Source organism: Alkalibaculum bacchi (assembly GCF_003317055.1).
Lineage (GTDB): Bacteria > Bacillota > Clostridia > Eubacteriales > Alkalibacteraceae > Alkalibaculum > Alkalibaculum bacchi.
The window spans coordinates 63,691-86,511 of the sequence record NZ_QNRX01000004.1; the positions used below are offsets into that span (position 1 = coordinate 63,691).

15 protein-coding genes are annotated in these 22,821 nt (G+C 34.6%); 14 read left to right on the plus strand and 1 reads right to left on the minus strand.

Going from position 1 to position 22,821, the window contains the following annotated elements; all coding sequences use genetic code 11:
- Positions 1-317 precede the first annotated feature (317 nt).
- The 10 genes from DES36_RS03920 to DES36_RS03970 all read left to right on the plus strand — a co-directional run bounded on the left by DES36_RS03920 (position 318) and on the right by DES36_RS03970 (position 16,458).
- Positions 318-1,358 (plus strand): ParM/StbA family protein, encoded by a 1,041-nt coding sequence (locus tag DES36_RS03920; RefSeq protein WP_113919927.1) that lies wholly within the window; start codon positions 318-320, stop codon positions 1,356-1,358.
- Between the two features lie 2 nt (positions 1,359-1,360).
- Positions 1,361-2,110 carry a hypothetical protein gene (locus DES36_RS03925; RefSeq protein ID WP_113919928.1) on the plus strand — a complete coding sequence of 250 codons (750 nt, stop codon included), beginning with the start codon at positions 1,361-1,363 and terminating at the stop codon, positions 2,108-2,110.
- Between the two features lie 356 nt (positions 2,111-2,466).
- A complete protein-coding gene (locus DES36_RS03930) occupies positions 2,467-3,390 on the plus strand; it encodes an AAA family ATPase (protein WP_113919929.1) in 924 nt (307 codons plus the stop codon).
- 11 nt (positions 3,391-3,401) lie between these two features.
- On the plus strand, positions 3,402-5,192 hold the full coding sequence (locus tag DES36_RS03935; RefSeq protein ID WP_113919930.1) for a cobaltochelatase CobT-related protein: 1,791 nt from the start codon (positions 3,402-3,404) through the stop codon (positions 5,190-5,192).
- Between the two features lie 240 nt (positions 5,193-5,432).
- Positions 5,433-6,269, plus strand: a complete 837-nt coding sequence (locus DES36_RS03945; protein WP_113919932.1) for a deoxyribonuclease IV — start codon at positions 5,433-5,435, stop codon at positions 6,267-6,269.
- A gap of 147 nt (positions 6,270-6,416) precedes the next feature.
- Positions 6,417-7,568 (plus strand): DUF362 domain-containing protein, encoded by a 1,152-nt coding sequence (locus DES36_RS03950; RefSeq protein WP_113919933.1) that lies wholly within the window; start codon positions 6,417-6,419, stop codon positions 7,566-7,568.
- Between the two features lie 172 nt (positions 7,569-7,740).
- Positions 7,741-11,088: a helicase-exonuclease AddAB subunit AddB gene (gene addB / locus DES36_RS03955; RefSeq protein ID WP_113919934.1), complete on the plus strand. Its 3,348-nt coding sequence runs from the start codon at positions 7,741-7,743 to the stop codon at positions 11,086-11,088.
- Between the two features lie 198 nt (positions 11,089-11,286).
- Entirely contained in the window at positions 11,287-14,802 is a 3,516-nt protein-coding gene (addA, locus tag DES36_RS03960) for a helicase-exonuclease AddAB subunit AddA (protein WP_113919935.1), read from the plus strand.
- Positions 14,803-14,888: 86 nt separating this feature from the next.
- Positions 14,889-15,767, plus strand: a complete 879-nt coding sequence (gene ispE / locus DES36_RS03965; RefSeq protein ID WP_113919936.1) for a 4-(cytidine 5'-diphospho)-2-C-methyl-D-erythritol kinase — start codon at positions 14,889-14,891, stop codon at positions 15,765-15,767.
- Entirely contained in the window at positions 15,757-16,458 is a 702-nt protein-coding gene (locus tag DES36_RS03970; RefSeq protein WP_242981689.1) for a GntR family transcriptional regulator, read from the plus strand. The genes ispE and DES36_RS03970 overlap by 11 nt, the downstream gene beginning before the upstream one ends.
- Positions 16,459-16,477: 19 nt before the next feature.
- Here the strand turns inward: DES36_RS03970 and lspA are convergent, their stop codons facing one another.
- Complete coding sequence (gene lspA / locus DES36_RS03975; protein WP_113919937.1) at positions 16,478-16,930, minus strand: signal peptidase II; 453 nt, start codon at positions 16,928-16,930, stop codon at positions 16,478-16,480.
- A gap of 245 nt (positions 16,931-17,175) precedes the next feature.
- Between lspA and DES36_RS03980 the strand changes: the two genes are divergently transcribed.
- The 4 genes from DES36_RS03980 (at position 17,176) to DES36_RS03995 (ending at position 22,559) form a co-directional block, all read left to right on the plus strand.
- On the plus strand, positions 17,176-18,354 hold the full coding sequence (locus tag DES36_RS03980; RefSeq protein ID WP_170128165.1) for an AI-2E family transporter: 1,179 nt from the start codon (positions 17,176-17,178) through the stop codon (positions 18,352-18,354).
- A gap of 78 nt (positions 18,355-18,432) precedes the next feature.
- Entirely contained in the window at positions 18,433-19,665 is a 1,233-nt protein-coding gene (gene tyrS, locus DES36_RS03985) for a tyrosine--tRNA ligase (RefSeq protein WP_113919939.1), read from the plus strand.
- A 203-nt stretch (positions 19,666-19,868) separates the two neighbouring features.
- Complete coding sequence (gene hisS / locus DES36_RS03990; RefSeq protein ID WP_242981690.1) at positions 19,869-21,110, plus strand: histidine--tRNA ligase; 1,242 nt, start codon at positions 19,869-19,871, stop codon at positions 21,108-21,110.
- A 321-nt stretch (positions 21,111-21,431) separates the two neighbouring features.
- A complete protein-coding gene (locus DES36_RS03995) occupies positions 21,432-22,559 on the plus strand; it encodes a THUMP domain-containing class I SAM-dependent RNA methyltransferase (protein WP_113919940.1) in 1,128 nt (375 codons plus the stop codon).
- Positions 22,560-22,821: the final 262 nt, after the last annotated feature.

The following is a 22,821-nucleotide window of genomic DNA, read 5'->3' on the forward strand; positions in this document are numbered from 1 at the left end:
CGAAGGATCCTTTCGTGCTAACTATAAACAAATTAACTATATAATAATTTGAAAATTAATTGAATAATCAACATTGAACAGCACAAATATGCAACTATATACTTAGTATTTTATATTGTTAACTGTTCATTGTTCCATATTCATTGTTCACTGCAACGTAAGTCGCATATTTACTACATGTCATAATATGTAGATAAATGTATACATACCAAAATAATATTAAAAATAGATAAACATATGTCAAATGTTTGTTGATTTTCAAATATGTATAGTATAAAATCAAAGTATATACAAAAGAGAAAGGATATGAAGTACATATGAATGAAGAGGTTTTAAAAAAACACCCTGAGCTGAAAAAGGTAATAGACACTGTATTAGCTGTAGATGTAGGTAACTCATATGTGAAGACAAATGTAGGACTTTCTATACCAAGTAGGATCTCCGAAGTAAATAGACATGGAAGTGTGACTGCAAAGACAAGTAATGTTATTTGGAATGGGAAATTATACACAGTAGGTAGCAAAAATGGTAAGGCGAATATTGAGCCTACAAAGTATGCGTCAGATCATTATAAATTATGTTTACTTACTTCCATCGCTCTTAGCTTTAAGGGGAAAAAAGATATAAGTGTAAGACTGGCTTTAGGACTTCCTGCTGAATTTTATGATATCCATTTCCAGCCTTTAAAAGATGAAATACTAAAAATGGAAAAACAACAAATCACAGTAAATAGTGTAGAGTACAATATCGAAATCTTAGATGTTCAGGTGTTTAAACAAGGTGGTACTTTAAGCTCTGCTAGAGCAAAAAATTATAAATTCCCTATGCTAATGGTTGATCTTGGCTCTGTGACATTAGATGTGTCATTTTGGCGATTTGTAAAAGATGAATTTGATAATAAAGTATTAAATATGACTGCTGCAAAGAGCTATGCTCAATATGGTTTTCAACCAGTTATGGAAGATCTTTTAACAAGATTTAATTCTGCAGAAGGTTCAGATGGAAATTACGATATAACAGATGCTATTGAATTTTTAGAAGAAAATTATCTTCCTTTTAGTACGGAAGAAGAGTTAAAGAGTGTGAAGGATGAAATCCTTATGCCATATGTTTCGGATTTTGTGAGTTCGATAAAAAGCATTTTCCAACTTTCTGCATGTGAAAGTATATTGTTGATGGGTGCTCCGGCTCATATACTACTCCCATATGTACAAGCAGAGATGAATGTAAAACCAGAAGCTACCCCAATTGTCATAGAAAATGTAAAAGCGCAACACGCAAACACGGTAATTTTTGCAGAAAGGTACAAGGAATTATTAACGCTTGATTACTTGGAGAAAGTTAAAGGAGCTGAATAATAATGGCAAATGTTCGAAAAACTATTACAGCAAGCCTTGGCTCACTAAATGATAAAGACTTATTTGATTTCTTAGAACAAATGGAAAGTAAAGGGGTCACAGTATCAAAACTAGTAAAAGATGCTTTAAGATATTATCAAGCGAATTACATATCTAATAAAAAGAAACAAAAGAACGATATAGACTATAATCGTATTGAGTCTATTGTAGAGAAAACCGTAAAAAAGGTCCTGGAAGAAGCTGATATTGCAGGTTCGCTGGCATTAAATAGTATAGAACAAACAGATACTATAGAGGCCGTAAATCCTCAAGTGAAGAGCGTAAAACAAGAGGCTAAATTACCTAAGGGAAAACAGATAAAGAGTGTAAAAGAAGCTCCTAGACTAGAAGAAGAACAAAAGCCGGCAGAAATAGAACCAGTAGAATTAGTAGAGGAATCTCCTCTTACGACAATAGAAGCTGTTGGAGAAACAAAAATTCTAGAAGAAGGTCCACAAGTAGAGCAAGAAGTTGAAAAAACAGAGTCTCAATTAGATAGAGAAGTTTCTATAGAAGCGTCTGTAGAAGTGATTACAACAGAAGAAACAATAGAAAAAGTAGTAGAAAAAGAAATGGTAGAAGAAGAAACAATAGAAGAAGAGCAAAAAGAAGAAATGATTGAAGACGCAAAAGAAGAATCACCAGCAGAGAAGGAAGAGGTCGATAACTCAGACTTAGAAGCTCTAGTGAGTGGCATGATTACTATAAGGTAAGGAGTATTCCTTGCCTTTTTTCTTTAAGGTGGTCAAATATGCGACTTACGTCGCAGTGAATAATGAGCGTGGAACAATGAATAGTGAACAATTGAAAGACAAAATTTAAATATCGCATATTTGTATTGTTCAATGCTCAATGTTCATTTTTCATTGTTCAATAAAATATTACTATTTTGGCGGAAGAAGTTTATGAGTGAGTAGGTTGGAGAATGAAGTGTGTACTTCCTTCAACAATTGTTTAACTGCCTTTTAACAACTGTTTAACTATTGTTCATTCATATAGAACTTAGAACTAAAGTACTACATGTGTTATAATAAAAACATACATACAACACAAAAACAAGGAGGTCTTTATGGATCTTAAAAATTTTCTTATAGAAGATGGTGTAAATCCAAAATTGATTGATGACGTAGATTATTTTAGACGTTATCATAAAGTAGACTCTAATGCCATAGATCGAATTCCCAGCCTTAGCAATTATTTTTATGGGAAAGAGATTTGGGAGATGGTTATTTCTGCATTATTAGAAGGAGAACATGTACTTTTATCTGGACCAAAGGCTACTGGAAAAAATCTTTTAGCAGATAATGTTTGTCATTTATTTGGTAGACCTCAATGGAATGTGTCTTTTAATGTAAATACAGATAGTGCAAACTTGATTGGCACAGATACCTTCGAAAACAATGAAGTAAAACTTCGCAAAGGACCAGTATACCATTGTGCTACCTATGGTGGATTTGGCGTCTTTGATGAAATCAATATGGCTAAAAATGACGCTGTTGTAGTTTTGCATTCGGCTCTTGACTATAGAAGAATTATCGATATACCTGGCTATGAAAAAATTGCACTTAACGATGCGACTCGTTTTATTGGTACTATGAATTACGATTATGCAGGTACAAAAGATCTAAATGAAGCTCTCGTATCTCGGTTCTTAGTTGTGGACATCCCCAAAGTGGACGAACCAAAGCTAATGAAGATTTTAAGAGATGATTTTCCAGATGCTGATAAGGAAATCCTAAATCAATTTATTGGTGTATTTATAGATTTACAAATGAAGTCAGAAAACGGTGAGATCTCAACGAAAGCTGTTGATTTAAGAGGTTTAATTGCTTCTCTAAAGACCATCAGGAGAGGTTTAAGGCCTAGATTAGCTATTCAAATGGGGATAACAGGAAAGACTTTTGATGAATATGAAAAGGAAATAGTAGAAGATGTAATTCGAACGAGAATACCTGAAGCTTGGACAGTAGAAGATGTGTTTCCTTCTAGATAGGAGAAATGATCATGGAATGGGAATATAATGATTATGAATTAGACAATAGGCTAAATAATATGATGTGGACCATATCTGAAGATTATGGAGAAGAATCTAATGATCTAAAGAGGTATGCAAATGTATCTAAGGATTTAGCCATATACTTTGCAGTTAAAACAGGTGCTCGAAAAAAGTATGTAGATTGGTTAACGGTAAAAAAGTATATTTCCTATAAAGCAAGAAGAGGTGTAAATCCTGATATTCTTGTACCCTTTGTAGAAATCTGCCTAGACATTATGGTCGAAGATAAATTGATTGAGGAGCGTCCAGGAGTTAAGGATATAAGAAACAAGGGATACGAGGAACTCTTAAAACAATTTTTAAAGACACATTCCTCTACATTGATGGAAAAGATTCGCTATGCTTGGGTATTTGAGCAAATGGGTAAAAGTGTCCAGTTTGATCGACAAGTCAAAGGGATTTTAAGGGATATGTTAGAGTGCAAAAACGCTACTACTACAAAAGAAGTAATTGTACTTATGGAGAAGATCTATACAAAACACTTTAGCCAGGAAGAAGATTACTTCGTTGAAATAGAAGATCAGCTTATAGAACAAGTGCAACAACAGACTTTAAGTGAAGATAACAATGGAGATTTTCAAGATTTCTTATATGAAGAATTATATAAAGATAATGAGGTTAGTCAAGAAATATCTGAAGTAGTGGATAATATGAATGGCTCCTTATTAGTGGAATCTTTAGGAGATTTTTCTAAGGATACTTCTGCAATGGACAATAGACGTATTTTTGTGGATCAAGAAACAGCTGATAAAATTTACGATAAAATATCTTACTATTACGGAGACCCTTTTTTAAGTAAAGAAGAAGTGCGAAATATTGAACGGAAAGTTTGTAGCAATGCCCATGATGGATGCAGGATTCACTTTACAGATGGAGTACTTCGAACAGATAACGATAATGCTTTTCAGAAAAAGTTTGTGTCTCGCCAAAGAGAAAATAACTTATCCTTTTATGCTCAGAATCCAAGGGTAAATAAGAGAAATATTACAAAATTAAAACAAATGATTCTGCGGACTATGATTGCCGAGAGCGAAGTGACGAAAATACCATCTGATAATGGAGTAATAGTTGCCAATAAGCTTTGGAAAATTGGTAGAAGTAAAGATACTAAAGTATTTAATAAAGTCTTAAAAAATGAAAAAGGTGGATATGTAGTAGACATCCTTCTAGATGCCAGTGGTTCCCAAAGGATGAATCAAGGACATGTAGCATCACAAGCGTACATTATTAGTGAGGCATTAACTTTAGCATCTATTCCTAATAGGGTTATGGGTTTTAGCAGCTTTCTAGATTACACAATTTTAAGACGATATCGTAATTATGATAGTCCTCGCAGTGAAAACAAAAATATATTTGAATATTATTCTGCAGGTAATAATAGAGATGGTTTAGCTATTCAATCTGTTGCTCAAGGTCTTTTGAAAAGAGAAGAAGAAAATAAAATCATGATCATCTTAAGCGATGGTAAACCAAATGATATTATTATTTCTAAAGTGGCACAGATTGGTTTAAAAGGAAAAGTATCCTATAAAGGAGCAGCAGCCATAAAGGATACAGCTTTAGAAGTACGAAAAGCTCGTAAATCAGGGATCCTAGTGCTAGGCGTATTCACCGGAAAAGAAGAAGACTTACACGCAGAAAAATTCATTTACGGCAAAGACTTCATATACACGAAAAACGTAGACCGCTTTGCAGATATAGTTGGAACATTCTTAAAGAGAGTAATTGAAAATTACTAAAAACACCCTCGCAAGAGGGTGTTTTTAGTAAGCGGAAAGTAGAAAGTGGAAAGCGGAAAGGAAAACCAAGCTCGCCTAAAGGCGACACGGTTTTCCTGACCACCTGACCACCTGACCACCTGACCACCTGACCACCTGACCACCTGACCACCTGACCACCTGACCACCTAGTTTTCTGGATAATACATCCTAATGATGATAAAATATAGATATGAAATAGACAACGAGGAGAGAATGCAAATGTTATATATAGGACCTCATATATCTACCTCTAAGGGGATGTATATGGCGACGAAGGATGCAATAAGTATTAGTGCAAATACCTTTCAGTTTTTTACGCGAAATCCTAGGGGGAGTAAGGCAAAGGAGCTGAACTTAGAGGATATGGCTAAATGCAAAGTTTTAATGGAAGAGAATAACTTTGGTCCTTTACTGGCTCATGCGCCGTATACTTTAAATATGAGCTCAGCATCAGAAAGCACGAGAGAGTTTGCTAAAATGGTATTTGAAGACGATTTAAATCGAATGGAATATATACCTTGTAATTTGTATAATTTCCACCCAGGTAGTCACGTAGGGCAAGGTGCAGAGAGGGGGATTGAACTTATTGCACAGATTCTTAATGAAGTATTGAAAGAAGGACATACGACGACTGTTCTATTAGAGTTGATGTCAGGGAAAGGAACAGAGATAGGAATTGTTTTTGAAGAGGTAAAAGAGATTATAGATAGAGTCAAATTAAATGACAAATTAGGCATTTGCTTAGACACCTGTCACATATACTCTGCAGGATATGATATCGTCAATAATTTAGATGGAGTTATAGAAGAATTAGATAAAATTATTGGATTAGACCGATTAAAGGCCATTCATTTAAATGACAGTAAGAATCCTCTAGGAAGTAAAAAGGACCGACACGAGACGATTGGGCAAGGTCATATAGGTTTGAAAGCAATTCTAAATATTATGACACATCCTAAGCTTAAACATATTCCATTCTTCTTGGAAACGCCAAATGAACTTGAGGGTCATAGAGAAGAAATTGAGATGATACGGAAAGCGCTAAAAATACAGTGAGATATATGTATATCTGATATATAAACATATATCTAACAATAGTTAAATAGTAGTCGAACAATCGTTTAACTACTGTTTAACTATTGTTGAACCATCGTTCCACAATTGTTCTACTATCATTCAACCATCGTTCAAAAGGAGAAATAGATGAAAGAAAAAATTGCTTTATTAAAGTGCACAAGTTATAAACTAGAGCTCGTTGAAAGGACATTAAGAGAAGGTTTTGAACTTCTTGGGGGAGAGCCCTTTATACGAAAGCTTATTCCTCTTAATGCAAAGGTCTTACTAAAGCCAAATCTTTTAATGGCAGAAGAGGCAGGTTCCCCTGTTATAACTCATTATATTGTATTTGAAGCACTCCTTCGAATTATCTCTGATTACACAGAGAATATTACTTTTGGAGATTCTCCTGGTTTTGGAAGCTCTTATAAAGCGGCTCAAAAGGCAAGACTTATTGAAGTTGGAAGTAAATATGGAGCTATCTTTGTAGATTTTAATGACAATATTAATCTAGAACTAGAAGATGCCATTTTGTGTAAAAATTGGGATATAGCGCGGGCTGCTTATGAGTCTGATGTTTTAATATCCTTACCTAAATTAAAAACTCATGGAATGATGTATTACACTGGAGCGGTCAAAAATCAGTTTGGTTGTGTGCCGGGTACGAGGAAGGCTGTATGGCATGCTCGAATGAATAATTTAGAAAACTTTGCAAAAATGCTCTTAGACTTAAACACCTTAGTGGATACAAAATTTGCTGTATTAGATGGCATAATGGCAATGGAAGGCAATGGGCCGAGAAACGGAACCCCTAGGAAAATGGATACAATCATTATGGGTGAAAGCCTTACAGCTATAGATGCAGTAGCAGGAAGTCTTATAGGGTATGAAGATCCTTTGGAATTACCTCAATTAAAAGCAGCTTATGAATCTAATTGGGGAACGGTTTTTTTTGATGAAATTGAGATTTTAGGAGAGAAGAGAGAAAGTCTAAAGGTAGAGGATTTTAAACTCATAGCTAAAAAGCTAGAGTACCTAGGAACAGAAGGCTCTCATAAATTTATGAGAAGATTTTTAGCACCTTATCCAAAATTAATTTTAGAAAAATGTATCAGCTGTAATAGATGTTACGAAGTTTGTCCTGAAAAACCAGATGTAATTACTATGACCAATCAAAAAGGTAAGAACGCACCTGAATTTAACAAAAAAACATGTATCCGCTGTTTCTGCTGTCAAGAACTATGTCCAGAAGGAGCTATAGAAGTAGCGCAAACGAGGTTGGGGAAAATTTTTAACTAAAAACAGGTGGTAAGGTGGTAAGGTGACAAGGTGGTAAGTTTTTTAGCCACCGATGGTGGCCATAATGGCGGGCGGTGCATAGCAGCTGATGGCTAGATAGTTCGCCTATAGGCGAGGATGGTTTTGCTTACCACCTTAAAGCTTACCACCTTAGAAAGAAAGGAGTACTTCGATGAATCTTATTTTAGGCCGAAAAGGTACTGGTAAATCTCGAATTATATATAATCAAATAAAAAAATGCATCGAAAAGGGTGAGGATGGGCTTATCCTTATTGTGCCAGAGCAATTTACTTTTCAAGCAGAGAGGGAATTGATTGAAGTCTTAGATAGCCCTGGGATACTTGATGTAGAAGTTCTGAGCTTCTCCAGATTAATGAGTAGGCTTATGGAAGAGGTTGGGGGAGCTACAAAAGTGAAGTTGTCTTCAACTGGAAAACATATGGCACTACAAAAATCATTATTAGATAGACAAGAAGAGCTTTCTATATACAGAGGTATGGTTCGAAAATCAGGTTTTATTCATGAAGTTCAAGATATGATTGCTAATCTCAAAAAAAAGATGATTTGTGAAGAAGACTTAAAAGAAATCCTAGAAAATGACTTACAAGGCCATCAAATGCTCAGCAGAAAACTTAAAGACATTACTACTCTTATGGAAAGCTATAATCATTGGCTAGGAGAGGAATACTTAGACAGTGAAGGCGTTATAGACTTACTTATAGACCAGATGGAATCCAGCACTACAATTCCTAAGTTGAAAATATGGGTTGATGGATTTGATACTTTTACGGAGCAGATGTTTAAATTTATTGAGAAACTCTATATCTATAGCAAAGAGTTGACCATAAGTCTTACTCAAATCACAAATAAAGAAGATCGTGATGTAGAGATTTTTCTTATCAATGAAAATACACAAAATAAATTAATGGAAATTGCATGTGGACAGGCAAAACTTATTACCACTCATTACAAACAAAAGGATAAACCGAAAGATATTGAGCATCTAGAAAGAGAATTATACTCTTATCCACTTATTCCCTATGAAGAGAAAGGAGAGAATATTAAAATTCGAGCCTTTAAAAATGTCTATGAAGAACTAGATTATCTTTGTATAGATATTTTAAAATTGGTGCAAGAAGAAGGTTATCGCTTTAGAGATATCACAGTTGTGACGAATGATTTAGGCGGTTATGAATTCTTGGTAAAAAGGTCTTTTGAAGAATACAATATCCCTTTTTTCATGGATGCTAAAAGGAAAATAACAGACAAGCCTTTAAGTATTTTACTTATTTATTCTTTAAGGGCCATTGCATATCACTTTACATATGACGATATGTTTGCCCTTATAAAGACGGGGCTCACCAATTTAGATTATGAAGAATACGAAATCTTAGAAAATTACGTATTAAAATACGGGGTAAAAGGGGGAAAATGGAAGAAGGAATTTACTCAAATACAAGAATCTGATGAGTTTGATTTAGAAAAGCTGAATAGTATGAGAAGCTCTATAATAGATCCATTATTAAATTTACATCAAAAGATTAAACAGAATCCTAGCTTCGAAAATATCACAATTGCCTTGTATGAATACATGGAATCTTTATCTATTGAAGAAAAACTTCAAAAAATGTTACAGGAAATAAAAAACGAGTATGGACAATATGAGTACGCTGCAGAAATCGCTCAAATTTATAATATTGTAATGGATTTATTTGATGAAGTAATCGAGATTTTTGGTGATCACAAGACTAGTATACGAGAGTATTTAGATATTTTAGAGTCAGGTATCGAATGTGTAGACCTTTCTGTTATCCCATCTTCTTTAGATCAAGTGATCGTAGGGGATATTATGAGAACGCGGACCACGGATTTTAAGGCTTTATTTATACTAGGGGTCAATGAAGGGAAATTGCCTTCACCTCAGAGTAGTGAAGGAATCTTTAGTGAAAATGAAAATGCCATCTTAAGAGAAAAGGGTATGGAAATTGAAGAAGATATTGGCTTTAAAAGCATTCAAGAAAGGTATTTAATCTATAGCGCTTTAGCAAAGCCAAAGGAAAAAATTATCGTAAGCTATCCCTTAGCAGATTGGGAAGGATCTTCATTGAGACCATCTGTGCTCATCCATCGCCTACAAGAAATATTCCCTTTTATAAAAGTGGAGAGGGAGTGGCAGGATGCTTATTCTATCACGAATGCTAGAGGGACAATAAAGCATATGGTTCAACACTATAGGTCAATTGTAGACGGATTTGACGAAGCAGATGAAAGCATTTGGGATGACGTATACCTTTGGTATGAGAAAAATTCTCACTGGGAAAATCATATGTCCCATATAAAAGAGGCAATGGTTTTTGATAATAGGATATCTCAATTAAGACCAGATTTAGTAAAAGGACTTTATGGTGAAATCTTAAACACGAGTGTTACAAGATTAGAAGAGTATTCAAATTGCCCTTTTAAACATTATGTAAATTACGGGTTAAGACCAAAAGAACGAAAGATTTATCAAGTTTCTATACCAGATATAGGGGAAATCCTCCACCAATTGATTTATGAGTACACCCTTGTTATTGAAAAAGATGGATTAGACTGGAAGGAAATTCAAAAAGAAAAGTCTATTTCAATATGTAGAGAAGTCATGGATCGTTTGGTAGTAGACTATAGACAAGGAATTTTTGAAAGTAATTTTAGGTATAAGTATTTAGCTAGGTATATTTATAGAATCTTTCTTAGAGCAGTAGAGACTTTGACCTATCACTACAAGAAAGGCAAATTTTCTATGTTGGGAAATGAGTTGATTTTTGGTTTAGGACAATCTATCCCTCCTATTAAAATAGAATTATCACAAGAGCATCTTCTCTATTTAGAAGGTAGAATTGACAGAGTAGATATACTAAAACACGAAGGTAAATGGTTTATGAAAATCATGGATTTTAAGACAGGGAACAAAGAGTTAAACTTAAGTGATATATACTACGGCTTGTCTTTACAATTAATCGTATACATGTGGGTATGCTTGAATTACGGGAAGAAAAAAGATATGGAATCCGTGGCTGCTGGGATGTTTTATTTTAAATTAGATGATCCTCTCGTCTTAAGCGGTAAGGTAGAGGAAGAAGTAATTAAAAGTGAAATCACAAAACATTTCAAATTAAAAGGCCTCATGTTAAAAGATATAGAGGTCTTGAAGGCTATGGATGAGGATGTAGAACATTCTGATATCGTCAACTACAAAGTGAAAAAGAATGGAGATTTTTCGGCTACATCAAAAGGATTGATTGAAGAGAAACAATTAGATCAACTCTTATCTCATGTAGAAAATACCATTACCGATATAGGAGAAGAAATATTTGCTGGAAACATCGCCATTCGACCAACAAAAGGACAAAAAAGAGAAGCCTGCACCTATTGTAACTACAAAGCCATATGTTTCTTTGATCAACAGCTGGATGGGAATAAATTTGCTACAAAACTAGACCTAAGTGACGAAGAGGTACTGAAAAAAATAGGTGAATAGTTGGACGGTTGGACGGGAAAACATTACAGCAGAAGGCTGAATGCAGAAAGCTGAATGGAAAATCAAAACTCGCCTAAAGGCGAGAAAAAGGTTTTGCTTACCACCTTACCACCTTTCAGATCTCACTTAGAGTTTGAAAACTTCGTCATAAAACATATAACATAGAAATTGAAAATCACACACAAAGGGGTGAAAACCATGCCGTGGACTGAGAATCAGCAAAGGGCGATTGATACTAGAGATAAGAGTTTACTGGTTTCTGCAGCTGCAGGATCAGGGAAAACAGCAATATTGGTAGAGAGAATAGTAAAGATTATTATAGAAGATAAGGTAGATGTAGATCGTCTATTGGTGGTTACCTTTACAAAAGCAGCCGCTGAAGAGATGAGGGCTCGCCTCTATAAGAAATTAATGGAGACTATGGAAGAGCAGAAGACTAGTCGGAGCTTTTTAAGTCGTCAAATCGCGAAACTTTCTGGAGCATCCATCAGCACTTTGCACTCTTTTTGTTTAGATATTACTAAGAAATACTTTCAAGTAATTGATTTGGATCCGGGGCTTCGCATCGGAGATGAAACCCAAATTGGAATACTGAAGGATAAGGCCTTAGGAGAGCTTTTAGAAGAAGAGTACGAAAAAGAAGATGAGAGATTTATCGATTTGTTGGAGATGTTTAACAATAGAAGAGATGATGAAGAGATACGTAATATGATTAATAAGCTCCATCTCTTTTTAATGAATCGGCCTTTTCCTAAAGATTGGGTGGAGAAGTCCTTAGGAAGCTTTAAAATGAACCTAGAGAGTTTTAATAAGAGTAATCTTTATGAGGAGTACAGAGTTAGTGCAGAAAGAAAACTAAATTCGGCTAAAATAGAAATCTCCAAAGCTTTACAAATGGCAAATACCTTAGAGGACAATGAGAAAGCTATTCATGTTTTACAAGACGAAGACTGCCAAATTGATCTCATTGTAAGAGGTTTAAATCGTGGTTATGAATTCTATTATCAATCTCTAGAAGGTGCGAAGTTTAGCACTCTTAGAATCAAAACAGATAATATAGAGTTAAAAGAGAGGATAGTAGATCGCCGAAATTGTGCGAAAGAGATTGTCAAGAAACTTCAAGAGAGTTTGCAGTACAATTCACCAGATATGATGATGGAAGACATTGCAGAAATGGAACCTGTTATAGGATATCTGTTACATTTAGTATTACAATACAATCAGGTCTTTCAAGAGAAAAAGTTAGAAAGACGAGTTATGGACTTTAATGATATGGAGCATTACACTCTTAAAATACTTCAAAATTCAGAAGTTAGAGAGGAGCTGCGAAGCCAATACGCATTTATATTTGTAGATGAGTACCAGGATAGCAATGAAATTCAGGATACGATTATTTCTAGTATTATGAGAGAAGATAATGTGTTTTTTGTTGGAGATGTAAAGCAGAGCATTTATCGATTCCGAATGGCGGATCCAACCTTGTTTTTAAAAAAACAGATTTCTTTTTCTGATGAAAAAGAGAATACAAAGGAAACCATCGCCCTAAATCAAAACTTTAGAAGTAGACAAAAAATCATCGATTTTATTAATTTGGTTTTTGAAAATACTATGAGCGAATACATTGGAGAGATAAAATACGACGAGAGTGCTAAATTGTATTTAGGTGCCCAGCAAGCTCCCTTACAAGAAAAAGTAGAAATTACAATTATAGAAAATGATAAAGACAATATTCCAAGTGAAGAGCTTATGGAGATTGGAAAGATTGAAGGGGAAGCACTGTTTATTGCTAGCAAAATAAAAGGGTTATTAAAAGAAAAGGTGTACGACAAAGATATAAACGACTACAGAACCTTAGAATACAAGGATATGGTTATATTGCTTCGTACCACACGTCAATGGTCTGATCTTTATTATGAGGTATTAAATCAACAAGGAATACCTGTTTATGCAGAGTCTCAAGCAGGGTATTTTGATACTTTGGAAATTCGATTGATCATTGAATTGCTTAAGCTAATCGACAATAGCTATCAGGACATTCCTTTGATTAGCGTTATGAAGTCTCCTGTCTTCTCTTTTACCATTGAAGAACTTACAGAAATACGTATAAATGAAAAAAAAGCGAACTTTTTTGATGCTGTTAAAGCTTATATCATCAATAAGGATGATGATTTAAGTCGACGCCTAAAAAATATGATAGAGAAAATTGAATTGTGGAAAAAGCAGTGCAGGTATATGCCTCTCAATGATTTCATCTGGAAACTTGTCGTAGAAACGGGCTACTACTATTACATTAGTGCAATGCCAGGGGGAATACAAAGACAAGCAAATATCCGAATACTTATAGATCGAGCAAAGCAGTACACAGAATCTAATATTAATGGTTTGTTTAATTTTATTCGGCTAGTAGAAAACTTGAGAGAGACAAAAAGAGATTTGTCTTCAGCTAAGATTATTGGACCTAACGAAAATGTGATACGTATAATGAGCATTCATAAGAGCAAAGGACTAGAATTTCCTGTAGTCTTTGTAGGCGGACTAGGAAAAAACATGAATCTACAGGATATACGAGATCCTATTATAGCTCACAAAGATTTAGGTATTTGCCCTAATTACGTCAGTCTAGCTGAACGGAGATATTGCCCTACTATCTTTAAGACTATTGCAAAAGAGAAACTTCAATTAGAGACTTTGTCTGAGGAAATGAGAGTTTTATATGTAGCTTTGTCTAGGGCAAGAGATTATCTTTATTTAGTAGGAACGGTAAATAAACTGGAAAGCTCTATTGAAAAGAAATGGTCAAATACATTAAGTGAGTATTTTATTTCTACTGGTAGAACATATTTAGATTGGATTATGCCTGTAGTACTTAAAAGGATGGATTACAAAGAGAATGATGAGAGCTGTTTTTTTCTTGAATACAAAAGATTATCTGAAATCATAAATAAATTAAAAATAGAGCACTTAGAGGGAAAATGGGATTTAATTCAGTATTGGGATGGATTGAAAAAAGAAAAGAAGTCTACAATTCATAAAATGATTGATGAAAAATTGTCTTGGTCCTATGATTATGAAAAAGAGAGCAATATGCCTACAAAAGCTACGGTAACAGAATTGAAGAAAGTACAAGAGAACAAAAGAGTAGATCGCATTCGTGTAAATGAGACCTTTAACCTACCCAAATTTCAAAGACAAAAGGGAATGACTGGAGCACAGAGAGGTACTGTACTACATTTTATTTTACAGCATTTGGATTTAGAGAAGTTGAAAAGTATAGAAAGCTCTTTTAAAGAAGAAATAAGCAGACAGATTGATGAGATGATAAAAAAACAAATCCTAAGTGAGGGAGAGATAGATGAGTTTTTTGTACCCAAAATCACAAAGTACTTTATGGGTCCATTAGGTCAGCGAATGCTCAAAGGACAAAGAATCTATAGAGAGAAAGCTTTTAACTATAAAGCGAATGTAGAAGAAAGTAAGGATTATATGTTGATCCAGGGAATCATCGATTGTTACTTTTTAGAAGGAAAAGATTATGTCTTGATTGACTATAAGAGCGATTATTATTCAGATGAAAAAGATAAAGAAGAGTTGATTCGAAATTATACTCCACAATTACAATTGTATAAAAGAGCCATCGAAGAATTGACAAAGAAAAATGTTAGAGAAACCTATATATATCTATTTCACAAAAATCAAATAGTTGAAATTAGATAATAGCAAAACTTGACATCTCTAGTAGAAAAGAGTAGGATTATATTTAATACTGTATACAAAAACATTAAATAAACATAGGGTGATGTATGAATAAACTTACATTAGAAGCTAGGGCAAAAATCAATTTGACCTTAGATATCGTAAATAAGAGAGACGATGGATATCATGATGTGTCCATGGTAATGCAAACTATTTCATTATGCGATACTTTGCACTTTAAAGTCATCGAAAGGGGCATAAAACTGAATTCCAATAATCTACGTCTGCCTAAAGATGAAAGGAATATCATCTACAAATCTGCCAAGCTTCTTTTAGAACAAACAAAAGTAGATAAAGGCATAGAAGTATATGTAGAAAAGAGAATTCCTGTAGCAGCAGGTCTGGCCGGTGGCAGTTCTAATGCAGCGTGTACCATTATAGCTCTAAACAAACTGTGGAATTTAAATCTAGAAAATGAAGATCTTCTAGACATAGGTTTAAAAATTGGTGCAGATGTACCCTTTTGCATGATAGAAGGTACGGCTCTAGCTGAAGGGGTTGGAGAAATACTTACAAATCTAGATCCATTGCCAAAGTTATATGTGGTTTTGGTAAAACCATCTATTCGAATATCTACGCCTTGGGCATATAGTTTGGTAAATATAAAATCTATTAAAAACCATCCAGAAAACATAAAGATGGTTGAGGGGATTCAGGCAGGGGATGCGCATTTGATTACCTCTAAAATGAGAAATGTATTTGAAGATTTTATATTTAAGAAATACCCTAGACTAACAGATATTAAGGAAAAGATGATTCGATTAGGCGCTCTCAATTCTTTAATGAGCGGTAGCGGTCCAACTATATACGGACTTTTTGAAGATGAAAAAACCGCAAAAATCGCATACAGTGAGTTAAAAAAGAGCTACAAAGAAGTATTTATTGCTACGACGTATAATAAAGGGGGGTTATACCGTGGGGTATAAAGATGGGGTTTTAACTATAGATATGGAAAGTTATAAGCCTTTAAGGGAAATTGTGTTTTCTACTATGAGAAACGCTATTATTGAAGGTAGTTTTAAACCAGGTCAAAGACTGATGGAAGTTCAACTAGCAGAACAAATGGGCGTCAGCAGAACACCTGTTCGTGAAGCTATCAGAAAGCTAGAATTAGAGGGACTAGTGGTAATGGTACCTCGTAAAGGCGCCTATGTTGCAGGATTGACTTCAGAAGATATCCGCGAAGTAGTCGAAATTCGAGTTGTTCTAGAAGGTCTTGCAGCAAAAAAAGCAGCTCAAAACGCAAAACCAGAAGAAATTGAAAGATTGGAAAGTTCTTTAATTCATTTTGAAGAAGCTGCCACTAAAAAGAATATAATCGATCTGATTAATTACGATACAGAATTTCACGACATTATGTATAAGGCTGCTCAAAACAGCAAATTAATGCAAATGATTAATAATCTTCGAGAACAAGTTCAAAGGTACAGGGTTGCTTATTTTACTCAAATGAACAACACGGGATTACTATTAAAAGAGCATAATGAGATGCTAAACGCCATTAAAGATAAGGATGGGAATCTGGCAAGGACAATTGCAGAAAGTCATATTGCAACCACAGAAGAACTTATCGTAATTATGGAGCAAAAGAACGAGCTAAAAGATGTAAAAGAATAGAAAAAGCGTAGCCTGTTGGTTACGCTTTTTCTTCGAGTAAAATACAAATAATCAATAAGATAGAGCCTATAACGATAAACGTATCGGCTACATTAAAAATAGCAAATTGAATGAATCGAAATTCAAAAAAATCTACTACATAAGCTAATCTTATGCGATCGATTAGATTTCCTATTGCCCCTCCGATAACAAAAGTAAGAGCTAATGTCATCCATTGAAACCCTTTTTTCTCATTAATCACCTTTGATAGATAAATGAATAAACAAATAATAAAAATTGATGTGACTATTGTTAATAAAGGGATTTTATTGGATAGAATACTAAATGCAGCTCCCGTATTCTCTGCATAAGTTAAATGAAAAATATTTTGTATAATAGGAATGGTAACCACATTTTTTACATGGGTTATAGCTAAGTATTTAGTGAATTGATCTAAAAGAATGATAGCGATAATAATTAAATAGTAATACATTTTAACCTCCGTGTTTTTTTAGAATAAATGCCTTTGGTTGAATAGAAAAGTTCTATCTTTTTCTACACAAATTAATCTTTAATAGCAAGATGACCCTAAAGGAATACCTAGATACTAGTGACTTATTCATTATACATGAATAGCTAGCATGATATAAAGTATAATATTAAAACCATAGGAACTGTAGGTGAATTATTTAATATAAAATCCGTATAGGATATAATAAAATGACATTAGGTGATAAATTGAATAAACTTAAGATAAGAGCGGAATTAAAGCCATATTTGTATTTAGGTCTTACTCTATGTATGGTCCTATTGTTTTATAAGGTAGTTACAAATATTGGCGTTTTAATGGATTCGATTAGGGAAGGGATAAGTTTTGTTGTTGGTATATTTAAACCTCTATTTTGGGGATTGATTCTATTTTATTTTTTAATAAGACCTGTCAAGTTTTTAGATAAAAAGTTTTTGAGAATTGGTTTCTTTAGAAAACATGTTAAATACAGTAGAATCATTTCTATACTGTTAATCTATTTTTGTTTATTTTTTCTCGTATATTTGGTACTCTTATTTATATTACCTCAAATATGGCAGAGCATAAGGATTATAATTAGTGGAATACCAAGCTATATTAGGAAGGTAGAAGACATCATTACGAAACTCCATTTAGAGCAGTATATAAATTATTTTGTGGAGAATTCGTCTGTCACAAAAAGCTCACAAGGGGCTGCGAGCTCTCAGGGTATAGGAGACCTTTTATCTACTCTTTTAGGTGAGGAGAACTTAACCATACAAGATACTCTAACATATCTAATAGAAAGTGTAATAGGAGTAGGTAATAAGCTTTTTCGATTGATATTATCTTTATTTTTGTCTATATATTTATTGTTGGACAGCGAGGTTTTAGGTAGGCAGATAATTTCTGCTGTTAAAAGTATCATATCCAAAGAAACCTATCGTAAATGGACGAAAACATTAGGCTTGATGGACGAAACCTTTTATAAATTTTTCATCGGAAAGATTTACTGTTCCATTTTTGTTGCATCTTTTGTTTTTGTTGGCTTAATTCTTCTTAAAGTACCTCATAGCTCATTGATTAGTCTGATTATCCTTGTATTGAATATTATTCCTTACTTTGGTCCTATTGTAGGAGGAGCTATAGGCGTTCTTATTACATTATTTAACAGTCCCAACAAAGTGGTATGGGTATTAGGACTAGTCATCCTTGCTGGACAGTTAGAAGATAATCTATTAGGACCAAAAGTTTTAGGAAATCAAATAGGATTAAAGCCCTTTTGGATTATGATTTCTGTTATAATAGGTGGGGAAATATTTGGAATTGGGGGAATGTTTTTAGCTGTGCCAACCTTTGCCATACTAAAGGTATTTATAGTAGAATGGATGACGAAAAGAAATGCGTAGAGCAAAAGTGAATTTAAGAACCTTTTGCCATATTATAGTATAAAAGTAAAGAGTTTGTTAAAGTTTAGGAGGATTTTAATGGAAAATGTATTTGATATACTCAAAGAAAGAGGATTTATTGAACAATGTACTGATGAGGAAGCTATAAAGGAGCTATTGGGTAAAGAATCTATAACCTTTTACATAGGTTTTGATCCAACAGCTGATAGCTTACATGTGGGCCATTTTCTTCAAATAATGGCGATGACCCATATGCAAAGAGCAGGTCATAAGCCAATAGCCTTATTAGGTGGTGGAACAACTACTATTGGGGACCCAACGGATAAAAGCGATATGAGAAAGATGCTCACTTTAGAACAGATTAATCACAATGCAAAGAACTTTAAAAAAGTATTTGAGAAATTCTTTGATTTTTCTGAAGATAAGGCCTTGATGGTAAATAATGCTGATTGGCTATTATCTTTAAATTATATTGAGTTCTTGAGAGATGTGGGCGTTCATTTTTCTGTAAACCGCATGCTTCAAGCAGAATGTTATAAGTCTCGTATGGAAAAAGGTCTTACTTTCTTAGAATTTAACTACATGCTAATGCAGTCGTATGATTTCTATAAAATGTTTCAAGAATACAATTGCAAGATGCAATTAGGTGGAAATGATCAATGGTCTAATATTATAGGAGGGGTAGAGCTTATTCGAAGAAAGTCAAGCGGACAAGCATATGGTATGACTTTCTCTCTATTGACTACTAGTGAAGGAAAGAAGATGGGTAAGACTGAAAAAGGGGCGCTATGGCTAGATCCAGAAAAGACAAGCCCTTATGAATTCTACCAATACTGGAGAAATATCAATGACCCAGATGTAGAGAAGTGTTTAGCATTACTAACATTTTTACCTATGAAACAAGTTCGAGAATTAGGCGCATTACAAGGCTCTGAAATCAACAAGGCTAAAGAAGTATTAGCTTACGAAGTGACAAAGATTATTCATGGTGAAAAAGAAGCTGAAAAAGCACAAGAAGCGGCAAGAAGCCTATTTGGAAGCAATGCTAAAAGTGCTGATATGCCTAGCACAATAGTAGAAAAAAGCACAATAGAGAACCATATTGGAATACTAGACCTTATGCAACAAGCGGGTTTGATTAAAAGCAAAAGCGAAGGGCGAAGGCTAGTAGAGCAAGGTGGAGTATCTGTAAATGACGAGAAAGTTCAAGACATCAACCGCCAAATCACAATGTCTGATTTAGATGAAGATGGACAGTTGATCATCAAAAAGGGTAAGAAAGTATATCATCAGATTAAAATTGAAAGTTAATAGTGTGAATTTTAGAGTGTAAAGTACAAAGGAAGTTAGATTAATGATGGTTCAATAATAGTTAGATTTGGTTGGACGGTTGGCTTGTTGGACAGTTGGACGGGAAAACTTTTAAGCCGAAAGCTGAATGCTGAAAAAAGCTTAACTCGCTGGTAGGCAAGTAAATTTTCCGCTTTCCGCTAATATTAGAAAGGGGTTATACATTGAGTATACACACGAATCCTGTAAGAGGAACTAGAGATATTCTTCCTCAAGAAATGGAACTTAGAGATAAACTACAAGAGAAAATATTACAAATATATCGCTCTCATGGATTTGAGAGAATCGAGACGCCTATTTTAGAAAGCCTTGATTTGTTAATGAATAGTGATGGTGGAGAAAATCTAAAGATGTTGTTTACTGTCCTAAAAAGAGGTGAAAAACTCGATGTTCATGAAAATTCTACCATAAAGGATTTATGTGATACAGGTCTTCGGTATGATTTAACTCTGCCTCTTAGTCGGTTTTTTGCAAACAATAAAAACTCTCTTCAATTTCCCTTTAAAGCGATTCAAATTGACAATGTCTTTCGAGCAGAAAGACCTCAAAAGGGAAGATTTAGATCTTTTAAACAATGTGATATAGACATCATAGGTGAAGAAACGCAAGTTGCAGAAATTGAATTGATTCATACTACTACAAAAGCTTTAGGTGAAATAGGATTTAAAAATTTTGTAGTAAGAATCAATGACCGCAGAATTTTAAGCAGCATTATCATTTCGGCAGGTTTCGAGCCAGAGGAAGTCTCTTCTATTAGCATTGTCTTAGATAAACTTGATAAAATAGGACAAGATGGTGTAGCTAAAGAGCTTATAGAAAAAGGCTATAATGAACAAGGTGTAAATGATATAATCCACTCTTTTACAACTCTAAATGAAGATAACTTGGATAAAATTGAAGGAGATGAAAGTGTAAAGAATAGCTTGTTGCAGGTTATAAGAGCTGCAAGAGAGTTGTCTGATGGGCAGTATGAAATTGTATTTGATCCTACACTAGTAAGAGGGATGGGATACTATACAGGACAAATTTTTGAAATTACTTATGGACCTTACGGCTTTTCCATAGCTGGAGGTGGTCGATACGATAATATGATTGGCAATATTTCCAAAGAATCGATTCCAGCAGTAGGCTTTTCTATAGGCTTTGAACGTATCATAACAATACTCCTAGAAGAACAGCATATTGCCCAGGAAATCAACAAAAAGGTTGCGTTTTTGTACCGTGCTGAGGAAGATTATGTCGAAATAATGAAAAAAGCAGATGAATTTAGAAAGCTCGGCTATATGGTAACTACCTTAGTAGCAAAGAAGAAGATGAACAAACAGATTAATGCGTTGAAGGACTCGGATTATAGTTATTTGTTTGTATATGGGAAAGATGAAGAACTACGAGCAATTGAAAGCTAAGGTGGTCAGGTGGTCAGGTGGTCAGGTGGTCAGGTGGTCAGGTGGTCAGGTGGTCAGGTGGTAAGGTGGTAAGGTGGTAAGGTGGTAAGGTGGTAAGGTGGTAAAATCAGTGGTCGCGCAGCGACCTGCTGATTTTACTTAGAACTTATGGAGTGGTAACTTTGCTTGTTGAGGAGCGTAGCGACGAAGAGAAGCATTAGTACCACCCATGCCAGGCTTGCCCAAGAGCACAAGCATAGCGCAGCAGGGCGATTGGCTGCAAGCTACGGCAGAACTTAGAACGTAAAGCGCTGAAGGCGCTTTACTTATTAGGAGAATAAAATGAAAAGACTGGAACTAATTGCAACTTGTACTTTTGGATTAGAAGGGATTTTAAAAGATGAAGTAGTAAAATTAGGGTTTGAGAATATTGTGACGAGCAATGGTCGGGTTGAATTTAGCGGTGAAGAAGATGCCATAGCTATTGCAAATTTATGGCTACGAACAGCTGACAGGGTATTAGTGAAGATTGGGAAGTTTAATGCCACTACTTTTGACGAGCTCTTTGAGAAGACAAAAGCTTGTTCATGGGAACAGTGGATTACCAAAGACGGGCGCTTTCCTGTAGCAAAAGCTACTTCTGTAAAGTCAAAATTATTTAGCAAGTCAGATTGTCAAAGCATCGTGAAAAAAGCTATTGTGGAAAGATTAAAACAAAAATATAAAATAAACTGGTTCGAGGAGAGCGGTGAAAACTATCCTGTTTTTGTAAATATTCTAAAGGATGAAGTAACCTTGTCTATAGACTCTTCTGGAGTAGGTCTTCACAAGAGAGGTTATCGAGCAAAGGGAAATGAAGCGCCTCTAAAAGAGACTCTTGCAGCAGCAATTGTCTTTTTATCTCATTGGAAACCTGAAAGGCAGTTAGCCGACCCCTTTTGTGGTTCCGGAACTTTGCTCATTGAAGCTGCGCTAATGGGTAAAAACATTGCGCCTGGAATCAACAGGACTTTTTCTAGCGAAACCTGGAACGGTCAAATGAAGAGAAGTTACTCAAGTATAAGAGAAGAAGCGAAAGATATGATTGAAAAGGATGAGTTTAGATTACTGGGCTCTGATATTGATAGACATTCCATCCAATTAGCTATGGAAAATGCAAAACTAGCAGGTGTAGATGATGTAATAGCATTTCAAAAATTAGATGTTTCAGAATTTAGTTCCAGTAAAAGAGTCGGAACAATCATTACCAACCCTCCTTATGGAGAAAGACTATCTACAAAGAAAGAAGTAGAGGAATTATACCAAACTATGGGGAAGACATTTGAAAAACTAGATGATTGGTCTTACTTTATTTTGACAGGACATTTGAATTTTGAAAGGTATTTCGGTAGAAGAGCTACGAAAAACAGAAAGTTGTACAATGGCAATATACTGACTTATCTGTATCAGTACTATGGTGGCCGAAAATAATTTTTTAGCTAAAAGCGCAATGTGGAAAGGGGAACTCTAAAAGGAAATACTGAATTGAAAGTGCAAAATTATCTGTAGGCTCTATTAGGACTTCCAGAGGGTCATTCTGAGGAGTACAGCGACGAAGAATCTCTAAGAACTAGCTCTGCGCAAAAAAACTGAGTGCTGAAAGATAAATTTCTTTTGCTCAAAATAATTGTTTAACCATCGTTCGGCAACTGTTCGGCCATTGTTTAACAACTGCTCAAAATACAAAGCACAC

Bases quoted from the DNA above. Each gene is read 5' to 3' on its own strand.
- DES36_RS03920 (WP_113919927.1), top strand. From the start codon at position 318: ATGAATGAAGAGGTTTTAAAAAAACACCCTGAGCTGAAAAAGGTAATA.
- DES36_RS03925 (WP_113919928.1), top strand. From the start codon at position 1,361: ATGGCAAATGTTCGAAAAACTATTACAGCAAGCCTTGGCTCACTAAAT.
- DES36_RS03930 (WP_113919929.1), top strand. From the start codon at position 2,467: ATGGATCTTAAAAATTTTCTTATAGAAGATGGTGTAAATCCAAAATTG.
- DES36_RS03935 (WP_113919930.1), top strand. From the start codon at position 3,402: ATGGAATGGGAATATAATGATTATGAATTAGACAATAGGCTAAATAAT.
- DES36_RS03945 (WP_113919932.1), top strand. From the start codon at position 5,433: ATGTTATATATAGGACCTCATATATCTACCTCTAAGGGGATGTATATG.
- DES36_RS03950 (WP_113919933.1), top strand. From the start codon at position 6,417: ATGAAAGAAAAAATTGCTTTATTAAAGTGCACAAGTTATAAACTAGAG.
- addB (WP_113919934.1), top strand. From the start codon at position 7,741: ATGAATCTTATTTTAGGCCGAAAAGGTACTGGTAAATCTCGAATTATA.
- addA (WP_113919935.1), top strand. From the start codon at position 11,287: ATGCCGTGGACTGAGAATCAGCAAAGGGCGATTGATACTAGAGATAAG.
- ispE (WP_113919936.1), top strand. From the start codon at position 14,889: ATGAATAAACTTACATTAGAAGCTAGGGCAAAAATCAATTTGACCTTA.
- lspA (WP_113919937.1), bottom strand. From the start codon at position 16,930: ATGTATTACTATTTAATTATTATCGCTATCATTCTTTTAGATCAATTC.
- tyrS (WP_113919939.1), top strand. From the start codon at position 18,433: ATGGAAAATGTATTTGATATACTCAAAGAAAGAGGATTTATTGAACAA.
- DES36_RS03995 (WP_113919940.1), top strand. From the start codon at position 21,432: ATGAAAAGACTGGAACTAATTGCAACTTGTACTTTTGGATTAGAAGGG.